The following is a 26,326-nucleotide window of genomic DNA, read 5'->3' as shown; positions in this document are numbered from 1 at the left end:
TTGGGCGGCGGCCCGGAGCCGCCGACCCGAGCCGTGCTGCCCGTCCGGCACGCCACGCGATATCGGTCCGGGCTCGTCGACCTACCCGTCCGTGGTCTGTAGGCCGAACGGCCTTGCCCGGCCGACCGGAAGTCCCGGGTTCTTGCGTGGTGCTGGTACCAGTGGCGCCGCGGCGGGGTCCGGACGGCTCTGCCCGGGAGCGGCCGCAGGCAGCCAGGCTGGAAGCGATCGAGGAGGAGTTCTCATGAGCGGTCTCAAGACCAGCCGGACAGCCGACGTTCAGGTCCGCAACCGAGGGCAGGTACCCGATGGCGCGGACGTGTACGCCCAGGGAAAGATGCTCGCGGTGATCGGCCACGTGCGCGAACCTGTGCTGGCCGTGCGGGTGAAGCTCACGCAGGCCGTCAACACTTCGGCAAACCGTCCGGCGACGGCTCAGGCCGTGGTGGACGTCAACGGCCGGATGGTACGCGCCCACGTGGCCGCGAACACCATGTTCGAAGCGGTCGACCTCCTGCAGGAGCGCCTGGCTGCCCGGCTCGCCCGGCCACGGCGGTATGGGGCGGGCGGCCCCCACGGCGACGGCCCGCGCACCCGGACATGGCCGTACAGCGCAGGGCACGACCACCGGCCGCACCGGCATCACGTTCCCGCCGAGGAGCGCGGGATCGTGCGGCACAAGTCGTTCAGCCTGGTCCACCAGACGCCCGAGGACGCCGTGATCGACCTGGAAGCCATGGACCACGACTTCTGGCTCTTCACGGACCTGGCCTCCGGGCGCGACAGCGTCGTCTACCGCGACGTCCGTACCGGGCGGCATCGGATGGCTTCGCTGGGACCCCTGGGTCAGGAACGGGAGGTCGACGGCCTGCTCGGCGTGAGCACGGTTTCCGTGCCGACGAGCAGTGTGACCGAGGCCGTTTCACGGTTGCACCTCACCGGGCTGCCCTTCGTCTTCTTCAACGACACGGCCACCGGCCGGGGCTGCGTCCTCTACCACCGCTACGACGGCCACTACGGACTGATCACTCCGTCCAGGTAGCACGTTCCGGGCCACACCGCCCGCCACGGCCTCGGCCTCGGCCCGTCCGGTCGGACCGCCCCTGGGGCCGGCCCGCAGACGGCCGTCCATGCCGCGCGCCCGGCCGCCGGTTCCCGGACCGGTGCCGCAAACCATCCGAAGACCCCTCACCCGGAGGAAACATGTCACGTACCGTCATCGCCGCTGTGGACGGCTCGGCCGAGTCGCTGGCCGCCGCGGACTGGGCCGCCCGCGAGGCGCGGATGCGCCGTCTGCCCCTGCACCTCCTGCACGTCTGGCAGGACTGGTCACCGGCCTTCGCCCATGCCCCGTTCACCGGCCTGGACACCCCGCCCTGTGAGGGGGCGACCGCCACGCAGCACTACGCCGAGCAGGTCACCCGCGACGCGTCCGACCGGCTGCGCCGGGAACACCCCGGCCTGGAGATCACCGTCGAGCAGGTGTACGGCCGCCCTGCGGAGGTGTTGCTTTCTGCCGCGGAGAGGGCGGAAGTCCTGGTCGTGGGTTCACGAGGACTGGGTGGCCTGGCCGGCTTCCTGACCGGATCGGTGTCCCTGCCCGTCATCGCGCACGCCGAGCGCCCGGTCGTCGCCGTACGGGTCGGGGAACGAGCCGAGTGTGAACTGCGGCCCGGGACGGGCGACCACGGGGACCGCAAGGGGCAGGGCCTCGACGTGGTGCTCGGCCTCGACCTCTCCAGGCCGTGCGACGAGTTGCTCGCGTACGCCTTCGAGGCCGCCGCTGCCCGAGCGGCCACCCTGCGGGTCGTGCACGGCTGGAGCGTACCGGTGGTCGACGGGTACGACCCTGCGGCGGCCGACCCCGGCCACGGCGTCGCGCTGGGACTGCGCGAGGCAAGCGCGCTCACCGACGTACTGCGAACGTGGCGCGGCAAGTTCCCCCAGGTCGAGGTCAAGGAGCAGTGCATGGTGGGCCGGCCCGCGGGCCATCTTGTGGAAGCGTCGAAGGACGCCTCGCTGCTCATCGTCGGACGGCGCATACGCCGGGCGGCGATCGGAGCGCACATCGGCCCGGTCACGCACGCAGTGCTGCACCACGCCAAGACGCCCGTGGCGGTCGTCCCTCATCTCTGATCGTCGCGGGCCGCACCGAAGACGAAAACGCCTGCGGCCGCGGTCCCTCGACGGACGCCCCCCTTGACACAAGGAGCCCTCGTCGCGCAGCTGCGCGACGAGGGCTCCTTGTGTGCTGTGACCGCAGTGGTCGGCGCGTTGCTCGTCGTGCCGGACGGAAGGGACGGCAGCCGCCGCGGCGAGGGGCGGGACGGGGCGGCCGCCCGGCGCCGCGAGCGTGTCCGCATCAGCAGCCGCAGCGAGAAGGCCACTGGTGGGGCGGGCGCCCCACCAGTGGCCGGTCGGCGCTGTCGCTCTGCCGGTCCACAGCGAAAACGGGAATCGCGCCCGTGCTGTCGCTCCGATGGCCGGCAGTCCGGGCATGGGGCCCACCTCCTTGAGCGGCACGGGCACCCTGCCTCGCCGGATCTCACGGTCGCGGCTCAGAGGAGCGCCCAGGGCCCTGTTGGTCCCGTCCGGCAGAGCCATGAGGTCCGCCTCGTGCTGGGCGCACGACGGTGGCCGGCGGGTCGATGTCCCGACCGGCCGGCCACCTGCCTGACCCGTGGCGATTCAGCGCACTGCCGCACCGAGCGCGAGGAATCCGGCGACGGCCACCAGCAGGGCACCCATCAGTGGTGCCATGAAGCGCAGGTACTGGTCGTAGCGGACCTTGGCAAGGGCGAGGCCTCCCATGACGACGGCCGAGGTGGGCGTAATGAGGTTCACCCAGCCGGAAGCCGACTGGTACGCGGTCACCACCAGGGCCCGACTCACCCCGGCGAAGTCGGCCAGGGGGGCGAGGATGGGCATGGCGAGGGCCGCGTGGCCGGACGAGGAGGGGACGAAGAAGGCAAGCGGGAGATTCACCACGAACATCAGGACGACGAACACGCCGGAGGACGTGTCGGCCACCGCACTCTGCAGGACGTCGAGGATGGTGTCGGTGACACTGGCGTTGTTCATGATCACCGTGACTCCCCGGGCCAGCATGACGATCATCGCCGCTCCGATGAAGTCCCCAGCGCCGGCGGTGACGGCGTTCATCGTGCCCTTCTCGCCCAAGCCGCCGATCAGCCCCACGGCGACCGCCGCGACGATGAACAGGGCCGCGAGTTCGGGGAAGTACCAGCCGAGGGTGGGCAGGAAGGTGACGTGGAGATCGGACCAGGGGACGACGGCGAAGATCATGAAGAGGAAGGTGGCCGCGAAGAGGTACAGGACGATGCGCTGGCGGCTCGTGGGCTTCGCCGCGTCGCTGCCCTCGGCCTTGATGCGGAGGTCGTCCTCGGTAACGGGTGTCAGCGACCGGGAGGGGTCCTCGGTGACGCGGCGGGCGTAGCGCACGACGTATGCGGCTGCCAGGGCCGTCAGACCGGCCCACATCACCAGTCGCAGGACGATGCCGTCTCCCGTGCCGATGCCGGCGCTGTCGGAGGCCACCCCGGTGGCAAAGGGGTTGACGGTCGAGGCGAGGGTTCCGACCCCGGCTCCCACCATGACGACCGTCGCGGCGACCATGCGGTCGTAGCCCAGGCCCAGCATCAGGGGGACCATCAGCCCGTAGAAGCCGAGGGTTTCCTCGGCCATGCCGTACGTGGTCCCGCCCAGGGAGAACACCGTCAGCAGGACCACGAGGAGCAGGGTCCTGCGGTGGTGCAGACGCTGCGCGAGGCGCGCCACTCCCGCCGTGAGTGCCCCGGTGCGCATCGTGACGGTGATGAACGCGCCCACGGCCAGGATGAAGAGGAACACGCCGGCCGCGCCCGCGAAGGAGCCGGTCCCGCCGGGCGCGGTCAGGCCGGTCCCGGCGTCGGTGACGCCGTACAGACCGTTGACCGGGGCGACGAACAGGTCTTTGAGCCGCTCCCAGAACCCGGTGGTCAGTTCTACGGCGTGGTAGGTGCCCGGTACGGGGCTTCCGTCCTTGGTGTCGTAGCGGCCGGCGGGGATGACGAACGTCAGGGCCCAGACTGCGACGGTTACGGCGATCAGGACGGTGAGGGCGGACGGAAACCGAAACCGTCGCCGCGGGCCGCCAGGCGCGCCGGAGTGCGTTCTCGCCCGGGCCGGCTGCGGGGATGCGGGTGCGCTCTGCAGAGTCATGTCAGGTCCTGTGTTCCGTCGTGGCGGGTTTCGCGGTAGCTGCCGCTGGGCGTGACGACGGTGCCGGTGGCTCCGTCGAGGATGGCTCGGGCGTCTTCGAGAGCGCCGATGGCTGCCATACCGCCGGTGAGCTCGACGAACCGGCACACGGCGTCGACCTTGGGGCCCATGGATCCGGCGGGGAACTGCTGGGCTCTCAGGGCCGCGGGCGTGGTCCGTCCGATGGGCTCGGCGCCGGGGGTGCCGTAGCCGAGCGACACGTGGGGAACGTCCGTGAGCAGCAGGAGCGCGTCGGCATCGAGCGCCTCGGCCAGGAGAGCAGCGGTGAGGTCCTTGTCCACCACGGCTTCGACGCCGGTCAGCTGCCCTCGTTCGTCACGGATCACCGGTACGCCGCCGCCTCCGGCGCACACGGCCACCGCTCCCGAGTTGAGCAGCAGCCGGATGAGCCGGGTCTCCACGACGCGTTGTGGACGGGGGGACGGTACGACGCGTCGCCAGTGGGCGCCGTCCTGCTTGACCGTCCAGCCGCGTTCGGCGGCCAGTCGCTCCGCTTCGGTCCGGTCGTAGACCGGGCCCACGAATTTGGCCGGGTCGGTGAAGGCAGGGTCGGCCGCGGAGACAAGGGTCTGGTTGAGCAGGGCGCAGACCTGCCGTCCGGGCAGGGCGTTCTGCAGCGACTGGAGCAGCCAGTAGCCGATCATGCCCTGGGTCTCCGCGCCGAGGACGTCGAAGGGGTAGGGGCTGCTCAGGGAGCGGTCGGCGGCGCTCTGGAGAGCGAGCACGCCGACCTGCGGTCCGTTGCCGTGGGTGATGACGAGTTCGTGCTCGTGCGCGAGGGGGGCGAGCGCGGACACGGCCGCGCGGATGTTGGCGAGCTGCACGGCGGCGTCCGGCCGCTCCTCGCGGCGGAGCAGGGCGTTGCCGCCCAGTGCGACGACTACACGCATGACGTGTTCTCCGGAGGTCGAGGGGATGCCGGTTCAGTCGCCGAGGGTGGCGACGAGGACGGCCTTGATGGTGTGGAGCCGGTTCTCGGCCTGGTCGAACACGATGGAGTGGGAGGACTCGAAGACCTCGTCGGTGACCTCCAGTGCGGTCATGCCGGTCCGCGCAGCGATCCTGGCGCCGACGGTGGTGTCGCTGTTGTGGAAGGCCGGAAGGCAGTGCATGAATTTGACCGACGGGTTGCCCGTCGCCTCCAGGGTCTTCGTGGTCACCTGGTACGGCTTGAGCAGTGCTATGCGCTCGTCCCACATCTCCGGCGGCTCTCCCATGGAGAGCCACACGTCGGTGTAGACGAAGTCGACGCCGGCCACGCCTTCGGTCAGGTCCTCGGTCAGGGTGATCCGCGCGCCACTGACGGCCGCCGCCCGCCTTGCCTGGTCGACGACATCGGAGGCGTTGTGCAGGGTTCGCGGGCCGACCATGCGTACGTCCATGCCGAGCATTGCCGCGACGATCAGCAGGGAATTGCCGACGTTGTTCCTGGCGTCGCCCAGGTAGGCGAAGGACACCTGGTTCAGCGGTTTGTCGGTGTGCTCCCACATGGTGAGCACGTCGGCGAGCGACTGGGTGGGGTGCCACTGGTCCGTCAGGCCGTTCCAGACCGGAACGCCGGCGTGCTGGGCCAGCTCCTCCACCAGGCGCTGGTCGCTGCCCCGGTATTCGATCCCGTCGTAGTAGCGGCCGAGGACGCGTGCGGTGTCCTTGATGGACTCCTTGTGCCCGAGCTGGGAGCCGGCCGGGTCGAGGTACGTCACGAGCGCGCCTTGCTGGTGCGCGGCCACTTCGAAGGCGCATCGGGTCCTCGTCGACGTCTTCTCGAAGATGACGGCGATGTTCTTGCCGCGCAGCCGCTGCTCCTCGCGTCCCTCGCGGCGGGCAGCTTTGATGGAGGCGGAGAGTTCCAGCAGGTGGCGAAACTCCTCGGGAGTGAAGTCGAGTTCCTTCACGAACGGGCGCTGGTGCAGGTCGTCGTGCATGGCAGGCTCCTGGATGTGTACGGGGTGTGTGTGCGGCGGGCGGGTGAGGGGGCGTGGGCGGGGTGGTCAGGCGGCCTCGCGCTCGATGGGGCAGGTCATGCACCTCGGGCCACCACGGCCCCGGCCGAGCTCGCTGCCTCGCACGGTGATCACCTCGATCCCGCTCTTGCGCAGGTGGGTGTTGGTGGTCACGTTGCGCTCGTAGGCGACGACCACACCGGGCTCCACCGCCAGCACGTTGCAGCCGTCGTCCCACTGCTCCCGCTCGGCGGACCGCAGGTCCTGGCTCGGGGTGAGGACGTTGATGGAGGGCAGACCCAGCGCCTCGGCGATGGCCCGGTCCATGTCCTCGGGGGCGTGGTCGGTGACCCTCAGCCCCTCCCCACCGGCCCCCGGTTCGATCGTGGAGGAAGGCAGCATGCCGAGGCCGGCGTATCGGGTGAAGGTGTCACCGCTGACCATCGTCATGACCGTGTCGAGGTGCATGAAGCTGCGGCTCTTCGGCAGACTGACGGCCACGACCCGCTGGGCGGAACCCGCCGCGAACATGCGCAGGGCGAGATTCTCCACGGCCTGAGGCGTGGTGCGCTCGCTCATGCCGACGAGCACCGCGCCGTTGCCGATGACCAGGACGTCGCCGCCCTCGATGGTGGCGGGATAGGCCGCTTGCCCGTCGGTCCACCGGTGGAACTCCCCCTTCGCGAAGAGGGGGTGGTGCTGGTAAAGGGCTTCGAAGTGAACGGTTTCACGGCGCCGTGCCCGCTTGTTCATCGGGTTGACGCTCACACCGTCATACGCCCAGCACGAGGTGTCGCGGGTGAACAGATGGTTGGGCAGCGGCGCGAGGAGGAAGTCGTCGGGCGACATGGCGTGCAGTCGTACGCTCGCCATCGGGCCCGTGCGCTCGAGCAGTTCCGCCTTGGTGACGCCGCCGATGAGGCAGGCGGTCAGGGCGGCCGACTCCAGGGAGTCGAAGTACGTGCGGAGCCGGTCGGTGCCGAGGACGCCGAACTCGCGTTCGTCGAAGACCCGGTCCAGCACGAGCTGCCGCGCCTCGATGCCGTCCAACGTCTCGGTGAGCAGGTCGGCGAGGAGGTGCACGCGCACTCCGCGGTCCCGCAGGACATCGGCGAACGCATCGTGCTCGTCGCGGGCGCGCTTGGCCCACAGCACGTCATCGAAGAGGAGCTCGTCCTTGTTGGTGGGTGTGAGGCGTGTCAGTTCGCGGTCGGGGCGGTGCAGGATGACCTGCTTCAGCCGGCCGGTCTCGGAGTCGACGTGAAAGGTCATGGGGTCCCCGGGAGGTGAGAAGGTAGGTGTGCTCGACGGGCGCGGTGATGGGACGTGCGTCCGGCCGGGCGTCCTCTGGGGGCGCCTCGGGGAGCACTTGAACTCTGTCACTCGCGTCCCCTCGTGCCCGGCGGCAACAGTCCCTGGTGGCGGGCCGGTCGGCACTCTCCGGGAGGACCCGTTCGGTCGCTTCGCAGGGCCCTTCGGCCCTGCGTGGCGACGGTCGGGAACCGAACGCGGCGGGGCGGGGCGAACCCGCGGTCAGACGTCTGCCTACGGTGCGACGGCCACCGGTGGCCGGCCGTGGTGTCGCGTGGCGTGCGCCAACGGCGCCCCAGAACGCGCCGACCGGCAGGTACAGCGGCCGACCTTTACGACCGGCCCCGCGTCCCGCGAGGCGGCGACCAGGTCACGGGCCGGACGTCCGAGGCCGAACCTCCCTTGCCCGCAGCGTCGCGGCCCTCGAAGACGACCATGAGCCGGGCGCATGAGCCGGGCACCCTCCGTACGCACCCATTCCTGGAGTTCGATCAGCTCAGTCTGGAGCCGCAGCAGCTCCTCCTCATGGACAGGCTTCTTCAGACCCGTGCTGTCTCCTCCCCGTCGTCGTCGGGCGCTTCGGTCAAGTCGGTCCCGGCGGGCATCCGCGCGCAACGATGCCCATCGGGCCTGGGCGTATCGATACGCTGACCGTGGATCGGGCAACTGAGCGAGCCTTCGGAGGGGAAGCACGTGGGTGTGAGGGATCCGTTGACGCAGGTACCGCGGATGCGGCTGGACGAACTGCTGGACGAACTCCAAGCACGCATCGACGAAGTGCGCGGCACCCGCGACCGGGTGCACAGCCTCCTGGAGGCCGTCATGTCGGTCGGGCGGGAGCTGGATCTCGCCCAGGTGCTCCGGCGGATCGTGGAGGCGGCCGCGCTGCTCGTCGACGCCGAGTACGGCGCGCTGGGCGTCATCGGCCCCGACGGGCGGACGCTCTCGCAGTTCCTCACGGTCGGACTCACCGAGAAGGAGATCGCCGCGATCGGCCCGCTGCCGGCCGGCCACGGCCTGCTCGGGGAGGTCATCCACCACCCGGAGCCCCTGCGCCTCACCGACCTCGGCGCGCACTCCTCCTCGTACGGTTTCCCGGCCCATCACCCGCCCATGCGCACGTTCCTCGGCGTGCCGATCCGGGTCCGCGACGAGGTGTTCGGCAACCTGTACCTGACCGACAAGCGTGGCGGGATCGATTTCGACACCGAGGACGAGACGGTGATCTCCACCCTCTCGGTGGCGGCGGGCGTGGCGATCGACAACGCCCGGCTCTACGAGGGGTCGCAGCGCCAGCAGCGGTGGCTCAGGGCCAATGCGGAGATCACCGAGAGCCTGCTGTCCGGCAGCTCCCGTCCGGCGGTGCTGGAGCTCATCGCGCGCCGCGCCCAAGAGATCACCGCGGCACGCCTCGCGGACATCGCCATGCCCGTGGCCGGTATCGACGGCCTGGTCGTGGAGTTCGCGGCCGGTACGGACGGATCCGAGCGGCGAGGCCTCGTCGTCCCCTTCACAGGCACGCTCGCAGGAGCGGCGCACCTGGCCGGCAAGCCCGTCACGGCCGTGCAGGCCTCGACCGACGAACGCTATCCGGCCGAGGCCCAGGTACAGGACGGACTGGGCCCTGCGGTGGCGGTCCCCCTGGGCACCGCTGCCGGAGCGAGCAGGGGTGTCCTGCTGCTCGCGCGCCCGGCGGGAGAGCCGGCGTTCGGCGAGGGAGAGCTGGAGCCGCTCGTCGCCTTCGCGGGTCAGGCCGCACTCGCGTTGGAGCTGGCGGAGCGGCGCAGGGACGCCGAGCAGATAGCACTGCTGGAGGAGCGCGACCGGATCGCCCGTGACCTGCACGACCTGGCCATTCAGCGGCTCTTCGCCACCGGCATGACCCTGCAGAGCGCCGCTCGTCTCGTCGAGCACGAAGGTGCCGCGGAGCGGGTCGGTCGCGCGGTCGACGACCTGGACGAGACCATCAAGATCATCCGATCGACGATCTTCGGACTCCGCACGAAGGACCGCGAGAGCGGCCCCGGCCTGCGGGCGCGCGCCGCCCGCGCCGTCGGCGACGCGGCCACAACCCTCGGCCATCCGCCACGCCTGAGCATGGAGGGCCTGCTCGACACCGACGTACCGCCACAGATCGCCGACCACGTCCTGGCAGTACTGGGCGAACTCCTCAGCAACGCCGCCCGCCATGCACAGGCGACCCGGGTCGGCGTGGCCCTCAAGGCCGGCCAGGGCGAGATCGTGCTGACCGTCTCGGACAACGGGACGGGCATTCCACCTCAAGGCCGCAGAAGCGGCCTGCTCAACCTCGACGAGCGGGCGCAGAGCCTGGGCGGGTCCTTCATTCACGAGACTCCGGATGACGGAGGCACAAGGCTCGTCTGGCGCGCGCCCCTCCCCACCGGGAGCTGAGGACCCGCGGCACGGCGTCAGCCCCGAGCCGCAGGCACGGGCAGCGTCGGGTCCGCTTCCAGCCGGAACCCGGCAACAGGATCAGGACGGCCTCACGGACCGGGAAAGGGAGATCCTCCTCGTGGTCAGTGAGGGTCTCACCAACCGGAAGATGGGCAAGCGGCAGTTCCTCGCGGAGAAGACCGTCAAGAACATCATCTCGCGGCTCTTCGTCAAGCTCGGCGTGGAGCGGCGCGTCCAGGCCGCGGGTGATCGCCAGTCACGCGCTGACCCCGCCCGGCCGGCACCCGGTCCCGGCCGCGGAGTAGGAACCGCCCACGGGAAGGGCCGGGCACGCCGTACGACGGCGTGCCCGCCTTCGCCGTCGACTCGGCGGTCAGCGGTGCGGGACGACGGCAACGGGGCAGGCCGCATGGTGGAGCACGGCATGGGCCACCGAACCGATGCGCGTACCCACCGACGACTCGCGGACCCGGCGGCCGACGACGACCAGCTGGGCGTCCGAAGCCTCGGACAGCAGGACGTGGCCGGCGCTGCCCCTCTCCACGTGCGCGACGACCTCGACCTCGGGAAACCTCAGCCGCCACGGCTCCAGCGCCTGGTCCAGCGCGGACTTCTCGAACGGCTCCAGCCCGCCGAACTGCTCGGCTGTCCACATCGAGCCAGGGCTGTAGCCGTAGACCGGGGGAAGGCTCCAGGCCCGGACCGCGCGGAGCGGGACCTTGCGCGCTGCGGCCGCCTCGAATGCGACGCGCAGTACCTCGGCGGATTCCTCCACACCACCCTGCTGTCCCACGACGACCTCGCCCTCCTCCGGCACGGCCGCCGGCCTGCCGTGGGCGGAGCGGACGGAGACGACGGGGCACTCGGCGGCGGCGATCACCTGCTGACCGTAGGAGCCGAGCAGGAAGCCGAGCAGGGCTCCGTGCCCGCGGGTGCCGAGGATAAGCATCTCGGCTTCCTTGGCGGTGTGCAGCAGGGCCGGGACGGGCGCGTCGGACAGGACTTCCGCGGTGAGCGCGAGCGATGGGTATCGGTGGGTGAGCTCCTGCTCGACCTCCTTCAGGATGTCATCGGCCCGGCGGGACTCGGTATCGCGGTCCTGGACGATCGGGACGGCGAGCGGCTGCCACAGCCAGGCGTGGACGACGTGCAGGGGCAGGTCGCGCCGTACGGCTTCGCATGCGGCCCAGTCCGCGGCGGCCCGGCTTTCCGGGGATCCGTCCACTCCGACGACGAGGGTGCGCTTCACAGGTCTGTCCTCCGTACTGATGCGCGAGGCATCGGGGTCGGCCGGCGGGGATGGGTGGCGCCGGCCGGGGGAAGGACCGGGCGCCACCGGGATTCACCTTGCTCGTGCCGGGCAGCGGCGCAGAAGGGCCAACGGTCCCTCCTCGAGGGCCGGTCCTCCTCTCGCGACCGCCCCGTGGCAGGAACAGCGCTCCGGCCGCAGCGGTTGGGCCAGCAGGGATTGCCCATGCTCTTCTGGAGCGATTCGGCGTGGTGGCACGGGGGCAGAGGCGTGGACATCATGTGCCCGTGGCAGCGCATCAAACGCGCCGACGAGGCGACATCCCCGACGGCATGGTGATCTACAGCCTCCGCCACTTCTTTCGCCGCGAGCTGCCTCACCGATGGCATCCCCATCACGGACGTCGCCGAGTGGATGGGCCACAAGAGCCTCGACGTCGGCCTCGGGGCCTGAAGCCGTAGTGGAAACAGGTTCACAGCACAGGTGATTGACCAGAAATCCGTGTTCGAGGCGGGATTGTCGAGTGAACGTCAGGAGTTGCGCGGGGTTACCAGGCCGGATTCGTACGCAAGTACCACGAGCTGGGCGCGGTCGCGGGCGTGGAGCTTGGCCATGGCTCGGTTGATGTGGGTCTTCGCGGTCAGCGGGCTGATTACCATGCGGTTCGCGATCTCGTCGTTGGACAGGCCCTGCGCAGCCAGGACGACGGCTTCGCGTTCGCGGCCGGTCAGCTCGTCCAGCGCCGTTCCGGTGTCGGCGGGGAACGGCTGGCTGACGTACCTGTGGATCAGCTTGCGGGTGATCGACGGCGCGAGCAGTGCGTCACCGCGCGCTGCGACGCGTACGCCATGCAGGAAGTCCTCCGGCACGATGTCCTTGACGAGAAATCCGGCGGCGCCGGCGCGCAGGGCGTCGAAGACGTACTCGTCCAGGCCGTAGTTGGTCAGGATGACGACGTGCACTCCGGCCAGGGTCGGGTTCGCGGCGATGCGCCGGGTCGTCTCGATGCCGTCGAGAATCGGCATCCGGATGTCGATGAGTGCGATGTCGGGCAGGTGCTCTTCGGCGAGTGCCAGGCCGTCGCGTCCGTTGGCGGCTTCGGCCACGACCTCGATGTCGTCTTCGAGGTCGAGAAGTGCGCGGAATCCGCTGCGGATGAGCGGCTGGTCGTCGACCAGCAGGACGCGGATCATGACGCTCGCTCCAGGGGGAGTTCGGCCTGCACGGTGAAGCCGCCCTCGCTGCGCGGTTCGGCCCGCAGCCGGCCTCCGAGGGCGGTGACGCGTTCGCGCATACCGAGCAGCCCGATGCCGGGCTCCGGCACGCCGTCCGGCGTGGCCCTGCCGTCGTCGTCGATGCGTATCGCGAGGGCGTCCGGCTGATAGTCGATGTGGACCGACGCCGTGCCGGCGTCCGCATGGCGGGCGATGTTGGTCAGCGATTCCTGAACGACACGGTAGGCCGTCCGGCCCACAGCGGCCGGCACGTCGTGCCGCTGTCCCCCGATCGTCAGCGTCGCCTCCAGGCCGGACCTACCAGCCCGCTCCACCAGTTCAGGAACGTGGTCGAGCCCACGCGGCGGGAACTTGTCGTCGTCGCGCAGCGCCTCCAGGGTCGCCCGCAGTTCCCGGGACGCCTCACGACCGGCTTCCCTGATCGCGAGCAGGGCCTCCGGCACCTCCTCACCCCGCTTGCGGGCCACGTGGACGGCCGCTTCGGCCTGCACCTTGATCACCGAGATCTGGTGCGTGAGCGAATCGTGCAGCTCCCGTGCGATGTGCAGCCGCTCCTCGTCGGCACGGTGCAGCGCTGTCTCCTCCCGGGTCCGCTCGGCCTCGTCGGCCCGCCGCTCGGCCTGCCGCAGCGCCTCACCCGCCGCACCGGCAGCGATCAGCCAGGCAATCTCAAGGGCTCCTCGAGCCTGAGCGAACGCCTGGCCCGTGTCGTGCAGGCCCGATACCAGGGCCGCCAGGGGAAGAGCGGCCAGCACCGCCACGCTCACCACGACCGTGATGACGCGGTGTCCCGCCCGCATAGCCGCGTACACCGCGAACAGGTAGGCGACGGCGGCCACGTCGAAACCGGCCGCCTGATACCCCACCGCGCAGAACCCGGTGCCGGCGAGCACGGGAACCGGAGCCCTGCGACCAGCGGCCAGCACCAGGCCACCGCTCACCAGCAGCACGTAGCCGAGCAGGTCGAGACCCGTGCCGGAGTGCTGCCCGGACACCCCGGTGACCAGCAGCGCCGCCGCTACCCCGACGGCGATCAGCCAGTCTCTGACCCCGGTACCGACACGGAACCGTCCTTTGCTCATGCGCGCACCGTAGCCGGATGCCGGGCGTGAGCGAGTCCCGCTCTCGGACGACGGGACGACTACTGCGCACGCAGTACCTTCGCGGCGCCTGCCGCGTCCGCCGTAGCCGGATGCTGCACCGACGGCAGGGCAAAGTGCCAGCGTCAGCGGGACGACCCGCGGTGGGTCCGGCGGACATGCTCGAACGAGATCCAGCCATAGGAAGAGAAGGAGCACCTTCATGTCTGTTCGTCGCCTGTCCGCCGCCGCTGCGGCCGCCCTGCTCGGAGGCATCGGGCTTGCCGCACCGGCGGCAGCGCACGCCTCGGCGCAGCCGGTCGCCGCCAGTGTCCACGACTTCAGCCTGGGGCGACTCGGAGCCACCTCCGGCGGGCTGCTGGGACTGACTGCCGTGGTCATAGCCGTGCTGGCACTGGCACGCCCCACCGGTCGCCTCGGCACCGCCAACGGGTCACTCGGAGCCATGACGGCCATAGCGGCGGGGCTGACCGGCATGGCGCTCGGCGGGCTGGTCGCGGCCACCGCCGACGGTGGACTCGGCACCGGCAACGGCCTGGGCGGAGCCTACGTGGCCCTACTGCTGGGGCTGACCGGCACAGCCCTCGGCGGCCGGGCCGTGTCCCGCTCCCGCCGCGCCGGCTGATGGGCGCGGATACGCGAGTTCGGGTCCGCCGCGATCACGCACGGCGGACGGTCAATTGGCGGCGCACCCCGTATACAGCGGCGCCGACAGCCAGGACTGCGGTACCGGAGATCACCGAGGAGGACGGAAGGGCGAGGGCGAGGACGAGGCAGCCGGCGAGCCCGACGACCGGGATGATCCGCGCCGGTCGGCCCTCGTGCGGAGTGAGCGTCCAGGCGGAGGCGATGGCGATGGCGTAGTAGGCGAGCACTCCGAAGGAGGAGAAGCCGATCGCCCCGCGTACCTCGGTGGTCGCCGCGAGTACGGCCACGACGGCGCCGACCACGAGTTCGGCGCGGTGCGGCACCTGGAATTTCGGGTGGACGGCGGCCAGCGCGTGGGGCAGGTGCCGGTCGCGGGCCATCGCCAGGGTCGTGCGCGAGACCCCGAGGATCAGGGCGAGGAGCGAGCCGAGCGCGGCCACCGCGGCGCCCGCCCGTACGACCGGTGCCAGCCGGTCCGCGCCTGCAGCACGTACGGCATCCGACAAGGGAGCCGTGGCGCCCGCGAGCGCCTGCGGGCCGAGCACGACCAGGACGGCAACGGCGACGGCCGCGTACACGACGAGTGCGATGCCGAGAGCGAGCGGGACGGCCCGGAGGATCGTGCGGGCGAGGTCGCGGACCTCCTCCCCGAGGGTGGCGATGCGGGCTAGCCGGCGAAGGCGAAGAAGAGCAGGCCAGCCGCTTGGAGTACCCCGCCGAAGGTCGCGTCGTCACCGATGCCGAGCCGTGCCGCGTCCGCGTCGCCGGAGGTGACCGCGGCGGCCACCACCGCGGCCAGCACGGCCAGGACCACGGCGACGATGACGCGGGGGAGCCGGGCGGACTTCTGCACCCCGGCGTAGTTGACGGCGGTCAGCGCCACCACGGCGGCGACCGCGACCGCGTGCGCCTGGCCGGGCCGCACGTATGAGCCGACAGTCAGTGCCACGGCCGCGCAGGAGGCGGTCTTGCCGACCATGGCGTCGAACACACCCAGGGTGCCGCTTCAACTCCCCCGTGCCCGCAGACCCCGACACCACACCCATCACGCGCTCCCCCACCCTCCACCACGAGCGGACCGGGCCGCTGGCCGTCGCGCTGCTGGCGCCTGGCGTGGGATCCGGGTGATCCTGGACGGCGCCCGCGCATCTCACCGAGCAGCCGGCCACCGACCTACCTGATCCCGACGCCCGGCCCTGCCGCCGCGCAGCACGGAGCCTGGGACATCCGACTACGTGGCGCGTCGGCCAACCCGCGTCTCGAGCATCCACAGAGTGCCGCGCTCGATCGTGAACTCGATGTCGCACAAGTCGTGGTGATGCGCTTCGAGCTGCTCCATGTAGCTGCGCAAGCGCTCGAACGAGGTCGGGTCCAGCGTGGCCAGCTCCCGGAGCGGCAAGGCGGTGCGGACGCCCGAGACGACGTCGTCGCCCTGGGCGTTCGGCAGGTACTCGCCGTACAGCCCGGGACGCCCAGTGGTCGGATCACGGCTGAACGCGACGCCGCTGCCGGAGTCGGCTCCGAAATTCCCGAAGACCATGCTCTGGACGGTGACCGCCGTTCCATGGTCGTCCGGAATGTGTTCGCCGTGCCGGCGGACGCCGGCCTGCTCGCCGTTCCACGACCGGAATGCGGCGAGGATCGCCTGCCGCAACTGCTCGGCCGGATCCTGCGGAAACGCCCTCCCTGTGCGTTCGAGGATGAGGTCCTTGAACGTTTCGACGACCCGGATGAGGTCGCAGGCGTCCAGATGAGAGTCGTTCACGACGCGGTGCTGCACCTTGATTCGCCGGAGCACGTCTTCGAACAGTGCACTTTCGACGCCCATGACCGTGCTGCCGAACATCTGCACAAGACGGCGGTAGGAATCCCATCCGAACCTCTCCCGTCCGGGCACCTTGGACAGCCCGAGCACGGACAGGTCGTTCAGGCCGATGTCCAGGATGGTCTCCATCATTCCCGGCGTGGAGCGCCCCGCCCCCGCCCTGACCGACAGCAACAGGGGATTGTCCACCTGCCCCAGCCGCTTGCCGGCAGCCCGCTCCAGCGCAGCCAGGTGCTCGCCGATCTCGCGGTCCATGCCCTCCGGCGGCTCGCCGGTGGCCAGGAAGACGCGACAGGCCTCGGCGGTGATGGTGAAGCCGGGCGGAACGGGCAGGCCCATGCACGCCATCTCCGCAAGGCTCGCGCCCTTGTCTCCGAGGAGACCGGCCAGGCCCCGGCCACCCTCGGTGAAGTCGTACACGTAGGAGCCCATGACCTTCACCAGCCTGTTCGACGATGCCCTGTCATCTCGGGGCACAGACGCAGCCGCGCGGACAAGCGTCGTACCGTGCGGTGAGCCCGTAGGTGTCCAGGCTTCCGCGCAGGTCCTGCTTGCCGGGGCCGCGGCGAAAACGACGCCGCGGCGCTCGCGTTCCAGGCGGAGCTACGGACTCAGTTCTCTCCCGGTCCCCGCCGGCCTTGACCTGTCCCGTGCGCACGCAGTGCGGTCAGGCGCTGTTCGTACTCCTCTTCGTCGATCTCGCCCCGGGCGAACCGTTCGGCGAGCACCTGCTTGGCGGAAGGCGCAACCGAGGGCTGCGCCGGGCCCGAGGGGAAACGGTCGACGCTGCGGAAGAGCAGAACGACGGCCGCAACGGCCAGGGCCACGAGGAGGGCCATGCTGAACGACATGGCGAACCAGCCCCATCCGCCCATTCCGTGGCCGTACCAGAACATGGCTCACGCTCCTGTTCAGACGGTCTGGGACACGGCCCACGGGGCATGTCCCCCATGTCCTCACTGTCCGTCGGCCCTTGTCGTCCGGGCATGGGCCGGTCGGGGTCGTGAGCAGGGCCGATTGGCCCCTTCCCACGGCCCTGTCCGCCTCCCGGCCCCGGATCGCCGCCGCAGGAGTCGGCTCGTCGCCACAGACGTTGTGCCAGAAGTCGAGTACCGACGAGCTCCGACGGCCGTGGCGCAGCGGGTGGGCGCGGTGACGACATGGTGTCCCTCTAGGGTGGCCTCGCGGGGCCGGTTGTTCGATGCCGGCCTGGTGAGGAAGGCGTCAGCATGTCGGAGTCCGAGCACGAGCTGGCCGAGCTTCAGCGTGCGCACTGGCAGCAGACCTACGGCGAGCATCCCGGCATGTACGGCGAGGAGCCGTCCGAGCCGGCGGTCCATGCCGCTGCCGTCTTCGGGGCCGCCGGTGCCCGCGAGGTGCTGGAGCTGGGTGCCGGCCATGGCCGTGACGCGCTGTACTTCGCCCGCCAGGGTCTCGCCGTGTCGGCCACCGACTTCAGTCCGGTGGGGCTGGAACAGCTGCGTGAAGCTGCCGCTGCGCAAGACGTGGCCGGGCGGGTCTCCACGGCCGTTCACGACGTTCGCGAGCCCCTGCCGCTCCCGGACGCCTCGGTGGACGCCGTATTTGCGCACATGCTGCTCTGCATGGCGCTGTCCACCCAGGAGATCCGCGCCCTGGTCGCCGAGGTGCGACGGGTACTGCGGCCGGGCGGAGTCTTCGTCTACACCGTCCGCCACACCGGGGACGCCCACTACCAGGCCGGTGCCGGGCACGGGGACGACATCTGGGAACACGGCGGCTTCGCCGTCCACTTCTTCCCCCGCGACCTGGTCGACGCCCTCGCCGAAGGCTGGACTCTGGACGAGGTCGCCGCCTTCGAGGAAGGCGGCCTTCCGCGGCGGCTGTGGCGCATCACGCAGACCGTCCCTCGGTGAGTGCCCCTGAAGGCTCCGTCTGTCCGATCTCGGGCCGGCTCAACTTCTGTCGTGCCGCCCCGATGCTCGGTGCACCGGGCGGCGGGCGTCGTCACGCAGCCCTCACCGCACCGGCACCGTGATCACCGGGCAGTGCGCCCGGTGCAGCAGCCCGTGGACGACCGATCCGAGTCGCATGCCCGTGTAACCGCCCTTGCCTCGACGGCCCACGACCACGGCGAGGGCGTGCTCGGCGGCACCGGCGAGCTCCTCCACCGGGTGCCCGGTCAGTACCTCGTGCGTCAGCACCACATCCGGGTACTCCTGCGACCAGCCCGCCGTCGTCTCGGACAGCATGCGTCGTTGCCCCTGGAGCGCGGCCTCCTCGTCATGGCGCAGGAAGAGCGGTGGCTGCCACACCGACAGGGCACGCAGCCTGGCCCCTCTGAGGTCGGCCTCCTCGAATGCCAGCGCGAGCGCCGCCTTCGAGGACTCGCTTCCGTCGATGCCGACCACCAGGTACGGCGGCTGTTGAGTGACGTGCTCGGCGTCCCCCACGACGACGACAGGACACTGCGCCTGGGCACTGACGGGGACGACCAGGGAGCCGGCGCTGAGGAACTCCGAGGTCCGGCTCAGGTGACGGGAGCCGAGCACGATCATGCGGGCCTGCCTCGACAGCAGGCCGATCTCCGGAGCCGGGAACCCCTCGACGAGATCCACCACCGGTTCGACCTCCGGGTGTCGCTCCCTGCTCCAGGCCACAGCCGCGTCGAGGGCCTCCGAGGCCGCCTGGTGCAGGGCGATGCTGCGCGGCGTGTCGTCGACGTGTTGCGTGTCGTGCTGGGGAGGTACGGCTACGACGAGTCGCAGACGTAGGCGGCGTCGCCCGGCCTCGTCCACCGCCCAGGCCAGGGGCAGACGCCAGTCCCTGGCCGGGTCGATGCCGACGACGACCTCCTGGTGTTCGCCCGCGTCGCTCACGATTCGCTCCCGTCCTTGTCCGGGTGGCGCGGAATGAGCTGTACGGGGCAGTGAGCGTGGTGGACCAGGCTGTGCGTGACCCGCCCGAGGGTGGGCCCGAGGTAGCTGGGTGACCGTCGGCCGCCCATCACCAGCAGGTCCGCCTGGCGCGAGGCCTCAACCAGTACAGAAGCCACTGAGGTGCTCTTGTCCGCGTCCACCTGCACGGTCAGGTCCGGGAACTCCTCGCGGATCCGGTCCGCCACGGCGTTCAGGTGATGGACCTGCTCGTTGGCGATTTCCTCCACGTCGTCGAGCAGGGTCACGACCTCGCCGACGGACTGCAGGATGTTCCACACGTGCAGCAACCGCAGCGAGCCCTCGCGGACCTGTGCCTCGCGTGCGGCATATCGTGCACAGTCGAGGTCGTGTTCGTCGCGGACGGCGGCGAGCACCGCACCCGTCCCGGCGCCGTTCTCGGTGCCCCTGACGATGATGACGGGCGTCTTCGCCCCCGCTGCGACCTTGAGGCCGACCGATCCGAGCATGAGGGAGCTGAAACCGCCCAGCCCCCGGTTGCCGACCACGATGGTGCCATCGGGGCCCGCAGCCTGGTGGAGGCTCGGGACAGGTGCCCTGCGGCTGAACTCGGCGTCGACCTGCAGGACGGGAAACCGCTCCCTGACCTCGGCCGCCGTGGCATCCAGCAGTTCGCGGCCCGTCCGGCGGACCCGCTCGATGCTCTTCTCCGAGACGTAGAGGACCCGGCCGTCGGTGTCGGACCCGTGCACGATGTGCAACGGACGCTCGCGGCGTGCGGCCTCCGCCGCTGCCCACATTGCTGCCTGGCGGGCCGGGTCGGAGCCGTCGACGCCGACGATGACCGCGCCGAGTTCCGAGCTGCTCGTGGTGCCTTCCATGGTTCCTCCTCAGAGAGCCGCCAGGGGGTCCGGCTCTCGGGTCGGTTCTTCGGGCTCCTCCGCCAGGAGGCTGCGGCACGGGTCCGATCGGGACCGGCTCCGGACCGTTCGGCCCTCCTCCTCTCGTGGCCTTCGGCGGATCGTGGTTATCGGCGTCCTCCGGCCTTCCCGTCCGGGTGGATCGCCGTGACGGCAGGAGGTGCCTCATGAAGCACATCAAGGTCGGAGACCTGATGACCGACGAGGTCGTCCCGGTCGCGACGTCCACCCCTTTCAAGGATGTCGCCAAGCTGCTCGCTCAGCACGACATCAGCGGGCTGCCGGTCCTCGACGACGAGGACAGGGTGCCCGGCGTCGTCTCCGAGAGCGACCTGATCGGCCGCGCAACCACCGATCACCCACCGATGGGCGAAGAGCCCGATACCGGCCGAGGCGGGGCCGCATTCCCGTCCGAGGTGACCTTTACCGCTGGTGAGGCCATGTCCGCGCCGGCGGTCACGGTTCATGGGGACGAGACCGCGGCAGGAGCCGCCCGGCTGATGGCCCGCAGGGGCGTCGAGCGGCTGCCGGTCGTGGACGACGAGGACCACATCGTCGGCATCGTCACCCGCCGTGACCTGCTCTGGCTCTTCCTGCGACCGGACTCGGAGATACGACACCGCGTGGTCGCGGACATGCTCGTGGACACCATGGGGCTGAGCGCGGACACGGTCGCTGTCCACGTGGTCGACGGCATCGTGACGCTGGAGGGCCGGCTGGAGCGGCAGAGCCAGATTCCGGTCCTGATCCGCCTCACCAACCAGCTGGACGGTGTGGTCGCGGTAGCCCCCCGTCTGACGGCCCGCATCGATGACTCCCGGCTCACCCCACCGCACCGCAGCGCTCTCGGGATGTCCCGGTAACCCCGACGTCCGGTGTGGACCGTCCGGGGGACGCCCGGAAGACCGCTCGCCGCGCTTACGACCGTCACCCAACGTGACGCTGTCTCCTTGAAGATTCCAAGGCGAGGAGAGAGGCCCGGCCATGGATCACTCGATCATCCACAAAGAGTCCGGACCCGATGCCGTCTTCATGCTCCAGGACTACGAGCGGGCCCGCGCGGATTTCACCTGGGACGAGGCCCGATCCGGGCTGTCCGGACTGCCAGGAGGCGGGCTGAACATCGGATACGAGGCCGTCGACCGGCACCTGGTGGCAGGCCGCGGCGGGCGGGAAGCGCTCCGGTGCATCGCAGCCGACGACACCGTCACCCATCTCACCTACGCCGAGCTGGGCGGCCTCACGGGCCGCTTCGCCAACGTACTCACGGCCCTGGGCGTGGGGCGGCAGGAACGGGTCTTCACGCTCCTGGGTCGCTGCCCCGAGCTGTACACGACGGTCTTGGGCACGCTGCGCAGCGCACGCGTGCTGTGCCCGCTCTTCTCGGCCTTCGGGCCCGAGCCCGTACGGCAGCGGCTGGAGCTGGGCGACGCCCGGGTCCTTGTCACCACCGAGGCCCTGTACCGGCGCAAGGTCGAGGAGAACAGGCAGCGCCTGCCCCGCCTGGACCATGTCCTGCTCGTGGGCCCGGTCCACGATCCGCCGCCGGGCACCGTCTCCTTCGCCGAACTCATGGAGCGGGCACCCGAGGAGTACGCCGTCCCGCCCACGGATCCGGAGGACATGGCGCTGCTGCACTTTACCAGCGGCACGACCGGTACCCCCAAGGGTGCGGTCCATGTGCACGAAGCGGTCGTGGCCCACCACGCAACGGCCGCCTTCGCACTCGACCTCCGCCGGGAGGACATCTACTGGTGCACGGCGGACCCCGGGTGGGTGACCGGTACCTCGTACGGGATCATCGCGCCGCTCACCCACGGTGCGACCGTCGTGGTGGACGAGGGGGACTTCGATGTCCACCGCTGGTACCGCATCCTCGACAACCAGCGGGTCACGGTCTGGTACACGGCCCCGACGGCGATCCGCATGCTGATGCGCGCCACCCCCAGGGACGGCACCTGCGAGCTCCCCGGACCGTACGACCTTTCTGCCCTGCGATTCATCGCGAGCGTGGGCGAGCCGCTCAACCCGGAAGCCGTCCTGTGGGGGCAGGAGGTGCTCGGCCTGCCGATCCACGACAACTGGTGGCAGACGGAGACCGGAGCGATCATGATCGCCAACTTCGCGGCCAGCGACATCCGGCCCGGCTCCATGGGACGGCCCCTGCCCGGGGTGGAGGCCGCGCTGCTCGAACGTGGTGAGGACGGACGCGCCGACGTCACCGAGGGACGCGTGCGCGTGATCACAAAGGCGGGCGTCGAGGGGGAGCTGGCGCTGCGCCCGGGCTGGCCCTCCATGTTCCGGGGCTATCTGAACGAGGAGGCCCGTTACCGCGCCTGCTTCGCAGACGGCTGGTATCTCACCGGCGACCTCGCGAAACGCGATGGGGACGGGTGGTTCTGGTTCGTCGGCCGCGCCGACGACGTCATCAAGTCGGCAGGACACCTCATCGGCCCGTTCGAAGTGGAGAGCGCGCTGATGGAGCATCCCGCCGTCGCCGAGGCCGGCGTCATCGGCCGCCCGGACCCGGTCGTGGGAGCTGTCGTCAAGGCATTCGTCTCCCTCCGTCCGGGGCTCGCCGCCGACGCGTCCCTCAAGCGAGAACTTCTGGCGTTCGCACGCAAGCGGCTGGGCCCCGCGGTGGCCCCGAGAGAGATCGAGTTCGAGCAGAACCTTCCCAAGACGCGCAGCGGCAAAGTGATGCGCCGCCTGCTGCGGGCCCGGGAACTGGGATTGCCCGAAGGGGATCTGTCCACGCTGGAAAACCCCGGATGACCCGCTCGTGAGAGAAGGCAGAGCCATGAGCAGCACCACCTCCCACCACGAAGGAAGGGCCCGTACGGCAGCACGCAAGAGCGGGCGCAAGAAGGGACCGGCCACCGCCGCCCGCGGCACTCCCGACGGGATTCCCGCGCCCGGCCACCACCTGTCCCTGCTCCGCCGGATGCTCGCCATCAGGCGGTTCGAGGAAAGGTGCGTGGAGCTCTACAGCGGCGCGAAGATCCGTGGTTTCGTCCACCTCTGCATCGGTGAGGAAGCCGTAGCCGTGGGCGTCAACCAGGCCCTGCGCGAGGAGGACGCGGTGGTGTCCACCTACCGCGAACACGGGCACGCCCTGGCCCGCGGGGTTCCCGCCGACGCCGTGATGGCCGAGATGTACGGCAGGGCCACCGGCTGCAGCCGCGGACGCGGCGGCTCCATGCACCTGTTCGACGCCGCCCGCCATTTCTATGGGGGCAACGCGATCGTGGCCGGCGGCCTGCCCCTGGCGGCCGGACTCGCACTCGCCGACCGGATGCGCGGCAGCACCCGCGTCACCTGCTGCTTCTTCGGGGACGGTGCTTTCGCCGAAGGCGAGTTCCATGAGACGGCCAACCTCGCGGCCCTGTGGCAGCTGCCCCTGCTGCTGGTCTGCGAGAACAACCTGTACGCCATGGGGACGAGCCTGGCCCGGGAGCACGCCCAGACCAACCTCGCCATGCGTGCCGCTTCGTACGGGATGCCTGCCTGGACCGTCGACGGCATGGACGTCCTCGCCGTCGAAGCCGCCGCGCTCCGGGCGACGGAGTCCGTGCGCGCGGGCAACGGCCCGCACTTCCTCGAGGCGCAGACGTACCGGTTCCGCGCTCACTCCATGTACGACCCGGACCGGTACCGGGCCAAGTCCGAGATCGAGGAATGGAAGGGACGCGACCCTCTCAAAGGGCTGGCCGAACTGATGCGTTCCGAAGGGCAGCTCGACGACCGGGTGATGGAAGAACTCGACAAGGAAGTTCTCGCCGAGATCGACGAGGCCGTACGGGGGGCCGAGGAAGCCCCGCTGGAACCGGTCGCGGACCTGCTCCGCTTCGTCACGAGCGAAACCGGGAGCACGGTATGAGCACGCGGCAGGCACCGACCGGGACTTCCCGGCCGACCACCTATCGGGAGGCGCTCCGTGAGGGGCTGCGCGAAGCCCTGCTGCAGGACGAGCGGGTCTTCCTCATGGGCGAGGACGTGGGCCGGTACGGCGGATGCTTCGGCGTCAGCCTGGGACTGCTCGAAGAGTTCGGACCCGACCGGATCCGCGACACACCGCTGTCCGAATCCGGATTCGTCGGCGCGGGTATCGGGGCCGCGCTCGGCGGGATGCGGCCCGTGGTCGAGATCATGACCGTCAACTTCAGTCTCCTGGCACTGGACCAGATCCTCAACAACGCGGCCACACTGCTCCACATGTCGGGCGGGCAGCTGAGCGTCCCCGTGGTGATCCGCATGACGACCGGAGCGGGCCGGCAGCTCGGCGCCCAGCACTCCCACAGCCTCGAAGGCTGGTACGCCCACATCCCCGGCATCCGGGTGCTGGCCCCCGCGACGGTCGACGACGCGCGCCACATGCTCGCGGCCGCACTCGCCGACCCGGATCCGGTGCTGATCTTCGAGCACGGCGGCCTCTACAACGCGGAGGGCTCTTTGGACGAAAGCGTCGATGCCGTCGATCTCGACACGGCTGCCGTACGCCGGTCGGGCACGGACGTCTCTGTGATCACGTACGGCGGCTCCCTGCCGAAGGCCCTGGCAGCCGCGGAAACCCTTGCCGGGGAGGGCATCAGCGCGGAGGTCGTGGACCTCCGTGCCCTGCGCCCCCTCGACGACGCCACCGTCATGGCATCCATCGCCCGAACCCACCGGGCCGTGATCGTCGACGAGGCATGGCGCAGCGGCAGCCTGGCCGCGGAGATCTCGTCCCGCATCACCGAGCAGGCGTTCTACGAGCTCGACGCCCCCGTTCAGCGCGTATGCAGCGCGGAGGTCCCCATTCCCTATGCCAGGCAGCTCGAAGAAGCGGCGCTTCCCCAGCCCGCGGCCATCGTGGACGCCGTTCGCCGGACGGTGAGCTGACATGGCCGATTTCACCATGCCTTCCCTCGGCGCGGACATGGACGAGGGCACCCTCGTGGAATGGCTGGTAGGGCCCGGTGACACCGTCACAAAGGGCGATGTCGTCGCTGTCGTGGAGACGGCCAAGTCGACGATCGAGGTCGAGTGCTTCGACTCGGGCACGGTCGGTGCGCTCCTCGTCGAACCGGGTACCACCGTGCCGGTCGGGACACGGATGGCCGTCATCGACTCGGCGGCCGAGCCTCCTGCCCCTGGCCCTGCCCCTGCCCCTGCCCCTGCCCCTGCCCCTGCGAAGCCGACGGTCCCGACCTCCGAACTGCAAGCCGCTCCCGGACACATCACCACCCCGGGTGGGGACGCCGTGTCCACTCCCCTGGTGAGGCACTTGGCCGAGCGGAAGGGCATCGACCTGTCGTCCGTGCACGGTTCCGGCAAGGGCGGTCGGATCACACGTTCCGACGTGGAGCACACACCGGCCGAGGGGCCGCACCGGGTGAAGGCCTCGCCGCTCGCCCGTCGGCTGGCCCTGTCGTCGGGCGTCGACCTGAGTGCCCTGAGGGGAACCGGGCGGGACGGCACGATCCGGGCGGAGGATGTGCGGGCCGCCACGGCGGGCCCTGCGTCCCGTACGGTCGAAAGCCGCGAACCGGCGCGCCCGTCTTCGGCAACGGCCGAGCCCGTGCATCCGGCGCGCGCGGCGATCGCGACTCTGATGAGCCGCGCCAACCGCGACATCCCCCACTACTACTTGTCGACGACGATCGACCTGGCCGTCGCGATGGCGTGGATGCGCGAACGGAACGCGAGCAGGCCCGTGGCGGAACGGCTCGTGCCGGCGGCCCTGCTGCTCAAATCGGTTGCCCTGGCAGCACGGCAAGTGCCCGAACTGAACGGCTACTGGAAGGACGAGGCGTTCGTCCCCTCGCCTGCCGTGCGACTCGGCGTCGCGGTGTCCCTGCGCGGCGGCGGCCTGGTCGCACCGGCACTGGCGGACGCCGACACCATGCCACTGCCGGAGCTGATGGCGACGCTGAAGGGTCTGGTCTCGCGGGCGCGCAGCGGCCATCTGCGGGCTTCGGAGACGGCAGACCCGACACTGACGGTGACCAACCTCGGCGATCAGGGGGTCGAGGCTGTCTTCGGGGTGATCTACCCGCCTCAGGTCGCCCTCGTCGGCCTGGGGCGTGTCACCGAGCGGCCGGTGGCCGTGGACGGGATGCTCACGGTGCACCCGACCGTGACGGCCACGCTCGCCGCCGACCACCGCGCGAGCGACGGTGCGACCGGGGCGCGATTGCTGACGGCCATCGACCGCCTGCTCCAACGACCGGAGGAACTGTGAACCGTGACGAGGCGCTCGTACTGATCAAGGACGTTCTGACGGACGTGGTTCCCGGCGCCGACGCGGCAGCGCTCGCGCCGGACGAGAACTTCCGCGACAACCTGGAGATGGACTCGCTGGACTTCCTCAACTTCATCGAGGCACTGAGCGAGCGCACCGGGCTCGCCCTGCCCGAGTCCGACTACCCGGCATTGAACTCCCTGGACGGCTGCGCGGACTACGTCACCTCGCGCACCTCCGTGAAGTAGGGGGGCTGGTCGGCCCCATGGGGGGCCACTCGGCCCCTCCTCGGTCGTCGCG

At 70.6% G+C, this 26,326-nt stretch carries 21 protein-coding genes and 4 pseudogenes; 12 read left to right on the top strand and 13 right to left on the bottom strand.

The genetic code is table 11. From position 1 onward, the window contains the following. The first annotated feature begins 244 nt into the window (after positions 1 to 244). Together OG373_RS37580 and OG373_RS37575 are read left to right on the top strand one after the other, a co-directional pair. Positions 245 to 1,042 (top strand): sigma 54 modulation/S30EA ribosomal C-terminal domain-containing protein, encoded by a 798-nt coding sequence (locus tag OG373_RS37580; protein WP_405443263.1) that lies wholly within the window; start codon positions 245 to 247, stop codon positions 1,040 to 1,042. Positions 1,043 to 1,203: 161 nt separating this feature from the next. Continuing rightward, positions 1,204 to 2,136 carry a universal stress protein gene (locus OG373_RS37575; protein WP_405443262.1) on the top strand — a complete coding sequence of 311 codons (933 nt, stop codon included), beginning with the start codon at positions 1,204 to 1,206 and terminating at the stop codon, positions 2,134 to 2,136. Between the two features lie 552 nt (positions 2,137 to 2,688). On the opposite strand, the gene OG373_RS37570 is transcribed toward OG373_RS37575, so the two are convergent. The 5 genes and pseudogenes from OG373_RS37570 to OG373_RS37550 form a co-directional block, all read right to left on the bottom strand. Then, a complete protein-coding gene (locus OG373_RS37570; RefSeq protein WP_405443260.1) occupies positions 2,689 to 4,221 on the bottom strand; it encodes a YfcC family protein in 1,533 nt (510 codons plus the stop codon). Further along, the gene (gene arcC, locus OG373_RS37565) at positions 4,218 to 5,171 is read right to left on the bottom strand and encodes a carbamate kinase (protein WP_405443258.1); all 954 of its coding nucleotides are present in this window, start codon (positions 5,169 to 5,171) and stop codon (positions 4,218 to 4,220) included. The genes OG373_RS37570 and arcC overlap by 4 nt, the downstream gene beginning before the upstream one ends. A gap of 33 nt (positions 5,172 to 5,204) precedes the next feature. Beyond that, entirely contained in the window at positions 5,205 to 6,206 is a 1,002-nt protein-coding gene (gene argF, locus OG373_RS37560) for an ornithine carbamoyltransferase (RefSeq protein WP_405443257.1), read from the bottom strand. Between the two features lie 66 nt (positions 6,207 to 6,272). Next, entirely contained in the window at positions 6,273 to 7,496 is a 1,224-nt protein-coding gene (locus OG373_RS37555; protein WP_405443255.1) for an arginine deiminase, read from the bottom strand. Between the two features lie 419 nt (positions 7,497 to 7,915). Then, positions 7,916 to 8,078, bottom strand: a pseudogene (locus OG373_RS37550) (polyphosphate kinase 2); the annotation flags it as partial. Positions 8,079 to 8,264: 186 nt separating this feature from the next. On the opposite strand from OG373_RS37550, the gene OG373_RS37545 reads away from it, so the two are divergent. Together OG373_RS37545 and OG373_RS37540 are read left to right on the top strand one after the other, a co-directional pair. Continuing rightward, a complete protein-coding gene (locus OG373_RS37545) occupies positions 8,265 to 9,947 on the top strand; it encodes a GAF domain-containing protein (RefSeq protein WP_405443254.1) in 1,683 nt (560 codons plus the stop codon). Between the two features lie 88 nt (positions 9,948 to 10,035). Continuing rightward, positions 10,036 to 10,194: pseudogene (locus OG373_RS37540) on the top strand (response regulator transcription factor); the annotation flags it as partial. Between the two features lie 129 nt (positions 10,195 to 10,323). Here the strand turns inward: OG373_RS37540 and OG373_RS37535 are convergent. The 3 genes from OG373_RS37535 to OG373_RS37525 all read right to left on the bottom strand — a co-directional run bounded on the left by OG373_RS37535 (position 10,324) and on the right by OG373_RS37525 (position 13,516). Further along, positions 10,324 to 11,199: a universal stress protein gene (locus OG373_RS37535; RefSeq protein WP_405443252.1), complete on the bottom strand. Its 876-nt coding sequence runs from the start codon at positions 11,197 to 11,199 to the stop codon at positions 10,324 to 10,326. Positions 11,200 to 11,729: 530 nt separating this feature from the next. Next, positions 11,730 to 12,392: a response regulator gene (locus OG373_RS37530; RefSeq protein ID WP_405443250.1), complete on the bottom strand. Its 663-nt coding sequence runs from the start codon at positions 12,390 to 12,392 to the stop codon at positions 11,730 to 11,732. Then, positions 12,389 to 13,516 (bottom strand): sensor histidine kinase, encoded by a 1,128-nt coding sequence (locus tag OG373_RS37525; RefSeq protein ID WP_405443249.1) that lies wholly within the window; start codon positions 13,514 to 13,516, stop codon positions 12,389 to 12,391. The genes OG373_RS37530 and OG373_RS37525 overlap by 4 nt, the downstream gene beginning before the upstream one ends. A 220-nt stretch (positions 13,517 to 13,736) precedes the next feature. Between OG373_RS37525 and OG373_RS37520 the strand changes: the two genes are divergently transcribed. Further along, positions 13,737 to 14,159, top strand: a complete 423-nt coding sequence (locus OG373_RS37520) for a DUF6223 family protein (RefSeq protein ID WP_405443248.1) — start codon at positions 13,737 to 13,739, stop codon at positions 14,157 to 14,159. 34 nt (positions 14,160 to 14,193) lie between these two features. On the opposite strand, the pseudogene OG373_RS37515 reads toward OG373_RS37520, so the two are convergent. The 3 genes and pseudogenes from OG373_RS37515 to OG373_RS37505 all read right to left on the bottom strand — a co-directional run. Next, positions 14,194 to 15,161 (bottom strand): annotated as a pseudogene (locus OG373_RS37515) (APC family permease); the annotation flags it as partial. A gap of 261 nt (positions 15,162 to 15,422) precedes the next feature. Further along, positions 15,423 to 16,439 (bottom strand): annotated as a pseudogene (locus tag OG373_RS37510) (PEP/pyruvate-binding domain-containing protein); the annotation flags it as partial. Between the two features lie 179 nt (positions 16,440 to 16,618). Then, positions 16,619 to 16,903: an SHOCT domain-containing protein gene (locus OG373_RS37505; RefSeq protein ID WP_405443247.1), complete on the bottom strand. Its 285-nt coding sequence runs from the start codon at positions 16,901 to 16,903 to the stop codon at positions 16,619 to 16,621. Positions 16,904 to 17,236: 333 nt separating this feature from the next. Between OG373_RS37505 and OG373_RS37500 the strand changes: the two genes are divergently transcribed. Continuing rightward, on the top strand, positions 17,237 to 17,902 hold the full coding sequence (locus tag OG373_RS37500) for a class I SAM-dependent methyltransferase (RefSeq protein ID WP_405443246.1): 666 nt from the start codon (positions 17,237 to 17,239) through the stop codon (positions 17,900 to 17,902). A 102-nt stretch (positions 17,903 to 18,004) separates the two neighbouring features. Here OG373_RS37500 and OG373_RS37495 read toward each other — a convergent pair whose 3' ends face one another. Together OG373_RS37495 and OG373_RS37490 are read right to left on the bottom strand one after the other, a co-directional pair. Continuing rightward, positions 18,005 to 18,865, bottom strand: coding sequence for a universal stress protein (locus OG373_RS37495; protein WP_405443244.1), 861 nt, complete (start codon positions 18,863 to 18,865; stop codon positions 18,005 to 18,007). After that, entirely contained in the window at positions 18,862 to 19,764 is a 903-nt protein-coding gene (locus tag OG373_RS37490; protein WP_405443243.1) for a universal stress protein, read from the bottom strand. The genes OG373_RS37495 and OG373_RS37490 overlap by 4 nt, the downstream gene beginning before the upstream one ends. Before the next feature lie 206 nt (positions 19,765 to 19,970). Here OG373_RS37490 and OG373_RS37485 point away from each other — a divergent pair, with 206 nt between their 5' ends. The 6 genes from OG373_RS37485 to OG373_RS37460 all read left to right on the top strand — a co-directional run bounded on the left by OG373_RS37485 (position 19,971) and on the right by OG373_RS37460 (position 26,274). Beyond that, positions 19,971 to 20,666: a CBS domain-containing protein gene (locus tag OG373_RS37485; protein ID WP_405443241.1), complete on the top strand. Its 696-nt coding sequence runs from the start codon at positions 19,971 to 19,973 to the stop codon at positions 20,664 to 20,666. Between the two features lie 121 nt (positions 20,667 to 20,787). After that, positions 20,788 to 22,578: an acetate--CoA ligase gene (gene acsA, locus OG373_RS37480; protein ID WP_405443240.1), complete on the top strand. Its 1,791-nt coding sequence runs from the start codon at positions 20,788 to 20,790 to the stop codon at positions 22,576 to 22,578. Positions 22,579 to 22,603: 25 nt separating this feature from the next. Beyond that, entirely contained in the window at positions 22,604 to 23,683 is a 1,080-nt protein-coding gene (pdhA, locus tag OG373_RS37475; protein ID WP_405443239.1) for a pyruvate dehydrogenase (acetyl-transferring) E1 component subunit alpha, read from the top strand. After that, on the top strand, positions 23,680 to 24,684 hold the full coding sequence (locus OG373_RS37470; protein WP_405443237.1) for an alpha-ketoacid dehydrogenase subunit beta: 1,005 nt from the start codon (positions 23,680 to 23,682) through the stop codon (positions 24,682 to 24,684). The genes pdhA and OG373_RS37470 overlap by 4 nt, the downstream gene beginning before the upstream one ends. 1 nt (position 24,685) lies before the next feature. Continuing rightward, entirely contained in the window at positions 24,686 to 26,026 is a 1,341-nt protein-coding gene (locus tag OG373_RS37465) for a 2-oxo acid dehydrogenase subunit E2 (protein WP_405443236.1), read from the top strand. Continuing rightward, entirely contained in the window at positions 26,023 to 26,274 is a 252-nt protein-coding gene (locus OG373_RS37460; RefSeq protein ID WP_405443234.1) for an acyl carrier protein, read from the top strand. Before OG373_RS37465 ends, OG373_RS37460 begins: the two co-directional genes overlap by 4 nt. Positions 26,275 to 26,326: the final 52 nt, after the last annotated feature.

This window comes from Streptomyces avidinii (genome assembly GCF_045161815.1).
GTDB lineage: Bacteria > Actinomycetota > Actinomycetes > Streptomycetales > Streptomycetaceae > Streptomyces > Streptomyces avidinii.
Note: the sequence above shows the minus strand (reverse complement) of the source record. Positions and strands in the feature narration are given on the sequence as shown.